Here is a 5547-nt window from a genome sequence, read left to right on the forward strand (position 1 = left end):
GCCCAGCATGAGCTGCGCCCCCGACGCGCCGGGCGCGCAGCTCATGCTGGGCTGCGTCGAGCGGGGTCTCTTCCCGGCGGTCAGCCGGGCGGCGCACGCGCTCGCGCCCGAACTGGCCGTGCCCACCACCCAGGGCTGCTGCGGCGCGCTGCACGCGCACAACGGCGACCTGGCCGGGGGCGAGCGGCTGGCGGAGCGGCTCGGCGAGGACCTGCCCGGCACCATCGTCACCACCTCCGGCGGCTGCGCCGCGCACCTCGCCTCGGTGCTCGGCCGGGACCGGGTACGCGAGCTGTCCACCTGGCTCGCCGACCGGCCCGCCGGGGCCGAGCTGCGGGTGGGCGGCCGGCGCGCCCGGGTCGCCCTCCAGGACTCCTGTCACCTGCGCAACGGCCTCGGGGTCTTCGCCGAGCCCCGGGCGCTGCTGCGCCAGGTCGCCGATTACGTGGAGCTGCCCTCGGCGGCGACCTGCTGCGGGGCCGCCGGCACGTACTCGCTGCTGCGGCCGAAGGAGTCGCGGCGGATCCTGGACGCGAAGCTCGACGAGATCGAGGCGGCGGGGGTGGACCTGGTGGTGGCGGTCAACCCGGGCTGCCTGCGGCAGCTGCGCACGGGGCTGAGCCGGCGCCGGTCGAGCGTCCGGGCCGTGCACCTCGCCGAGCTGCTCGCCCGCGTCGAGTCGGCGTAGCGACACGTCGACAGGGATCTGAGGAGCCCGGGCTCGCGACGCCGACCGGACGAGTGCGGCGAACGGCCCGGACTCCGTGCGGGGCCCGGGCCGTTCGCCGCGTGGACGCTGTTTCTCCGCGATCCGCCTCGGTCGGTCGTGGCCTACCGGGCGGGGCCGCGCTACTCGGTGCGGATGCCGTCGGGCCGGGTCAGCCGCCACAGCACCGGCAGGCTGAGCCCGGTGACCAGCAGCACCACCGCCGCCCCGAGGCCGGTGGAGATGCCCAGCGCCGGCCAGGCGACCGTGACCGGCGTCTGCACCATCCGCAGCAGCACCGCGCCGAGGCCGAGCCCGAACACGACCGCCAGGGCGAGCCCGATCACCACCGGCACGGCGCTCTGCCACAGCACCGACCAGCTCAGCGTGGAGCGTCGGGTGCCCACGGCGACCAGCATCGCCAGCAGCCGCCGGCGCTCCCGCAGCTGCTCCAGCACGCCGACCAGCATGCTGGCCCCGATCAGCAGCAGGGTGACCACCGCGCCGACGTAGAGGCCGCGCTGGACGTTGACGAACTGGGTGGCCTGCCGGTTCTCGGTCAGCGTGAGCACGGAGGCGTACGGGTCGGCGCCGGCGGCGGCGTTGCGCACGTGCTCCACCGCGTCCGGCCGGTCGGGCGCGAGCCGTAGGTACGCGTCCGCAGCCAGCGGGCCGAGCCGGGCGGTGCCGACCGCGCCGGGAGTCACCAGCACCCCGCCCTGCCGGTAGCCGGACGGGGCGGTGCGCACCGGCGCCTCCCGGGCGGTGCGGGGGATCCGCCAGGTCACCCCGTCGGCGTCCGCGACCGCGACCGTGCCGCCCGGCCGGATGCCGCCGGACTGGCCCTCGGGCTCGCGGACCAGGAACACGTCGCCGTCGGCGCACCGGTCGAGCCGGGCGAACTCGGCCAGCGCCGCGCAGTCGCCGATCCGCAGCGTGCCGTACGCGTCGTCTGCCGTGATCGAGGTGGTCAGGGTGGCGTTGCTGACGGTGACCCCGGGGGCGCCGGCCAGCCGGTCCAGCGCCGCCGGCGCGTCCGGTCGGGCCGGGAACTGCACCTGCACCTGGGCCCGGGAGGTGTCCTGCCCGGTGTCGAAGGTGAACCGGCCGGCGACGCCGGCGAAGAGCATCTGCAACCCGATGGTGCCCGCCACGGCGACCGCGATGCCGTTGACCAGCCGCGCCGAGGCGGCGCTGTCGAGCTGGAGGCGGCGCACCGCGAGCTGCCACGCGACGGGGCCGCCGCGCAGCCGGCGTACCAGCAGGTCGGTCAGCCAGGGCAGCAAAGTGACCACGCCGACCAGCAGCAGCACGGCGCCGGCCGCGGTCTGCCGCTCGCCGCCCAGCGGTGCGATTCCGGCGGCTCCGGCCAGCAGCAGCCCGAGCCCGGCGGCCGGCAGCAGCAGCCGCCACACCAGCCGGCGGCGCACCGGCGTCGCGCGCCGGGTCACCCCGAGCGGCTCGACCAGCACGGCGCGCATCGACACCAGCGTCACCACGACGGCGAGCGCCGGCACCGCCAGCACGACGGCGGCCACCAGCGGCAGCGGCGGGCGCACGTCGGCGGCGTACACGCTCAGGTCCATGAGGGTGACCAGCGGCACCACCTGCCGGCCGAGCGCGAAGAGCACGCCGCCGGCCGCGACGCCGAGCAGCGCGCCGGCGGCGGCCTCCCCGGCGGCGACCCGGCGGACCATCGCGGCGTCGGCGCCGACCAGCCGCAGCGCGGCCAGCCGCCGGTCGCGCCGCTCACCGCCGAAGCGCACGGCCGCGCCGAGGAAGACCGCGATGGGCAGCAGCAGGACCACGAAGATGACGACCACCAGCACCATCAGCACCGGGTCGAAGGCCTCGCCGGGCAGCCCGCCGCCGAACGCGTCCAGCCGGATCGCGTCGTCGGCGGCGAGGGTGCCGCTGCCCAGGTAGTAGGCCAGCTCGCGCGGGCCGGCCAGCCCCTCGTCGGCGATGACGCCGGTGACCGTGGCCCCGCCCAGCCGGGGCGCGAGCAGCGCACCGTCGCCAGAGGCGAGCAGGTCGCGCAGGGCGGGGGAGACCAGCACCTCGCCGGCGCGGGGCAGCGCGGCCACTCCGGGCGGGACCGGCGCGGCCGGCCCCTCCGGCCGCAGCACCCGGCCGCGCACCGGCTGTCCCCGGAACTCGGTGTCGGTCTGGCGGACCAGCAGGGTGTTGGCGGCGGCCGGGATCTTCTCGCCCATCCGCAGGTCGTCGCGGGCGTCGCCGCGCGCCTGCCGGGCGTCCAGCGCGCCGGGGACCGCGGCGGCGAGCAGCAGCATCGCCACCCCCACCCCGACGCCGACCGCGGTGAGCACCGCCCGCAGCCAGCCGTCCCGGCCGCCGGTGAACGCCATCCGGGCGCCCATGACCAGGTCGGCCGCGCGGTCGCGCAGCCGCGTCACGCGGCGACCTCCAGGTCCCGGGTGCGGCCGTCGCGGACCACGACCTCCCGATCGGAGTACGCGGCGACCCGCGCCTCGTGGGTCACCAGCACCACGGCCGCCCCGCTCTCCCGGGCGGCGGCGGTGAGCAGCCGCATAACCCGCTCGCCGTTGAGCGAGTCGAGCGCGCCGGTCGGCTCGTCGGCGAAGACCACCCGGGGCCGGGTGACCAGCGCCCGGGCGACCGCCACCCGCTGCCCCTGCCCGCCGGAGACCTCGCCGGGCCGCTTGCCGGCCACCTCGGCGACCTCCAGGCGCTCCAGCCACTCGGCGGCCCGCCGTTCCGCCTCGCGGCGGCCGACCCGGCCCAGCCGCAGCGGCAGCGCGACGTTCTCCAGGCAGGTCAGCTCCGGTACGAGCTGGCCGAACTGGAAGACGAAGCCGAACTCCTGCCGGCGCAGCGCGCTGCGCTCGGCGTCGCCGAGGGCGGTGAGGTCGCGGCCGGCGTAGCGCACCCGGCCGGAGTCGGGCCGGACGATGCCGGCGAGGCAGTGCAGCAGGGTGGACTTGCCGGAGCCCGACGAGCCCATGACGGCCAGCACCTCGCCCGGGTGCACGCGCAGGCTGGCCCCGGCGAGCGCCCGGGTCGGCCCGAAGGAGCGGTGCAGGTCCTCGGCCTCCAGCAGCGGCGCGCTCACGACCGGACCGCCGCGGCGAGCTCGTCGAGGCGGGCGGCGGTCAGCTCCAGCCAGCGCAGGTCGGCCTCCAGGTGGAACAGCGCGTGGTCGCAGACCAGCTGCTCGGCGAGGTCGCCGTCGCGCTTGCGGCGGGTCAGCTCGCGCATCATCCGCAGGTGCTCGGCGCGCTGCACGTCGAGCACGTCGGCGGCGGGGCGGCCGGTCAGCAGGGCCAGCACCACCTTGGTGTAGAGGGTGCTCTGCAGGTACGGCTCGGGCTTCTCGGCCCGGGCCAGCCACTGCGTGACGTCGGTGACACCGGCCTCGGTGATCGCGTACCGCTTGCGCTCCGGGCCCTCGCCCGGCTCGACCGCCTCCACCTCGACCAGACCGCCGCGCAGCAGCCGGGAGAGGGTGGCGTAGACCTGCCCGTACGCGAGCGGGCGGGCGTGGCCGAAGCGCTCGTCGTAGAGGCGTTTGATGTCGTAGCCGTGGCGGGGGGTGGCCTCCAGGAGGCCGAGGAAGGTCTGTCCGATCGACATGCCGGCGACTATACACACCGCGTATACGCGGTGTGTATAGCGGTACATTGCCCGCTCAGCCGTTCGCATCGGGAGGTCACCGTGTTCGCCCTGTCCCTGACCGAGGACGCCGAGCTGCGTCCCCTGGAGCCCTGGCGGGCCGGGGAGTTCCTCGCCCACCTCGACCGGGCCCGCACGCACATCGCGCCCTGGGTGTCGCCCTCGTTCATGGTCACCGACCAGGCCGGCGCCCGGGCCGTGCTCCAGCGCTACGCGGACCTGTGGGCGCGGGACGCCGGCGGGATCTGGGGCATCTGGCACCGGCGTGAGCTGGTCGGCGGGGTCATGTTCGTCTCGTTCGACGTCGCCCGGGGCGTCTGCGAGGCCGGCTGCTGGCTGGAGCCCGCCGGCGAGGGCCACGGGCTGGTCACCCGGGCGGTCGGCCGGATCGTCGACTGGGCGGTACGCGAGCGCGGCATCCACCGGATCGAGTGGCGCACCAAGCCGGACAACGCCCGCAGCATCGCCACCGCCCGGCGGCTGGGCATGCGCCTCGACGGGACGCTGCGCGAGGTCTACCCGGGGCCGGCCGGGCGGATCGACATCGAGGTGTGGTCGGTGCTGGCGCCCGAGTGGCGCGGCGTCCGGTCAGACGCCGGCGAGCACCGCGTCGAGTGAGCGGGGCACCCGGTCCGGCTCCAGCGCCGCCACGAGCAGCCGCGCGTACGCGCTCTTGCGGCCGGACCGGGTGCCGAGGAAGCGGCGCAGCTGCGCCTCGACGGCGCGCCCCCGCTGGGCCGGCTGCCGTTGGAAGAGGTCGAACGAGCGCAGCTCGCCCTCGGCGGCGAGCACCGCCCGCACCCCGGCGACGCCGACCGCGCGGATCAGCTCCTCCTCCAGGTCGGCCACGCAGACGTGGAACCCGAGGGCCGCCAGGTCGGCCCGGGACAGGTCGGCGCCGAGGCCGCAGCGTTCCAGCCCGCGCCGGAAGAAGCCCTCCTCGGCCTCGTCGTAGAGGCCCGCCAGCCGCAGTCCGCGTCCCGCCGGACCGAGCTGGTCGAGGAAATGGCTGATGTTCGTCGCGCCCCCCATGGCCACCACCCGTACGCCGTCGGCGTCGAGGTCCCGGCCGCGACGCGCGGCGAGGGTCTCCAGGGCGACCCGGTCGCTCGCCCCCTCGACGAGCACCACCGCCCGCGCGTTGATCCCGGCCGCCAGATCACCGATGCCCTTCACGTCCGCCCTCC

At 76.7% G+C, this 5547-nt stretch carries 6 protein-coding genes; 2 read left to right on the forward strand and 4 right to left on the reverse strand.

All coding sequences use genetic code 11. The annotated features are described in order from the left end of the window. A partial coding sequence (locus ACSNN9_RS27530; protein WP_436676202.1) for a (Fe-S)-binding protein occupies positions 1-688 on the forward strand: 688 nt, incomplete at its 5' end. A gap of 161 nt (positions 689-849) precedes the next feature. Here ACSNN9_RS27530 and ACSNN9_RS27535 read toward each other — a convergent pair. The 3 genes from ACSNN9_RS27535 to ACSNN9_RS27545 are packed head-to-tail and all read right to left on the reverse strand — an operon-like array spanning position 850 to position 4321. After that, complete coding sequence (locus ACSNN9_RS27535; RefSeq protein ID WP_436676203.1) at positions 850-3123, reverse strand: FtsX-like permease family protein; 2274 nt, start codon at positions 3121-3123, stop codon at positions 850-852. Further along, entirely contained in the window at positions 3120-3800 is a 681-nt protein-coding gene (locus ACSNN9_RS27540; RefSeq protein WP_436676205.1) for an ABC transporter ATP-binding protein, read from the reverse strand. The genes ACSNN9_RS27535 and ACSNN9_RS27540 overlap by 4 nt, the downstream gene beginning before the upstream one ends. Then, positions 3797-4321 (reverse strand): PadR family transcriptional regulator, encoded by a 525-nt coding sequence (locus ACSNN9_RS27545; RefSeq protein ID WP_436676207.1) that lies wholly within the window; start codon positions 4319-4321, stop codon positions 3797-3799. Before ACSNN9_RS27545 ends, ACSNN9_RS27540 begins: the two co-directional genes overlap by 4 nt. An 81-nt stretch (positions 4322-4402) precedes the next feature. On the opposite strand from ACSNN9_RS27545, the gene ACSNN9_RS27550 reads away from it, so the two are divergent. After that, positions 4403-4978, forward strand: coding sequence for a GNAT family N-acetyltransferase (locus ACSNN9_RS27550; RefSeq protein ID WP_436676209.1), 576 nt, complete (start codon positions 4403-4405; stop codon positions 4976-4978). Here the strand turns inward: ACSNN9_RS27550 and ACSNN9_RS27555 are convergent. After that, the coding region (locus ACSNN9_RS27555; RefSeq protein WP_436676210.1) for a TOPRIM nucleotidyl transferase/hydrolase domain-containing protein at positions 4949-5547 on the reverse strand (599 nt) is incomplete at its 5' end. The genes ACSNN9_RS27550 and ACSNN9_RS27555 overlap by 30 nt on opposite strands.

It is taken from the genome of Micromonospora sp. URMC 107, from assembly GCF_051386315.1.
Taxonomy (GTDB): domain Bacteria; phylum Actinomycetota; class Actinomycetes; order Mycobacteriales; family Micromonosporaceae; genus Micromonospora.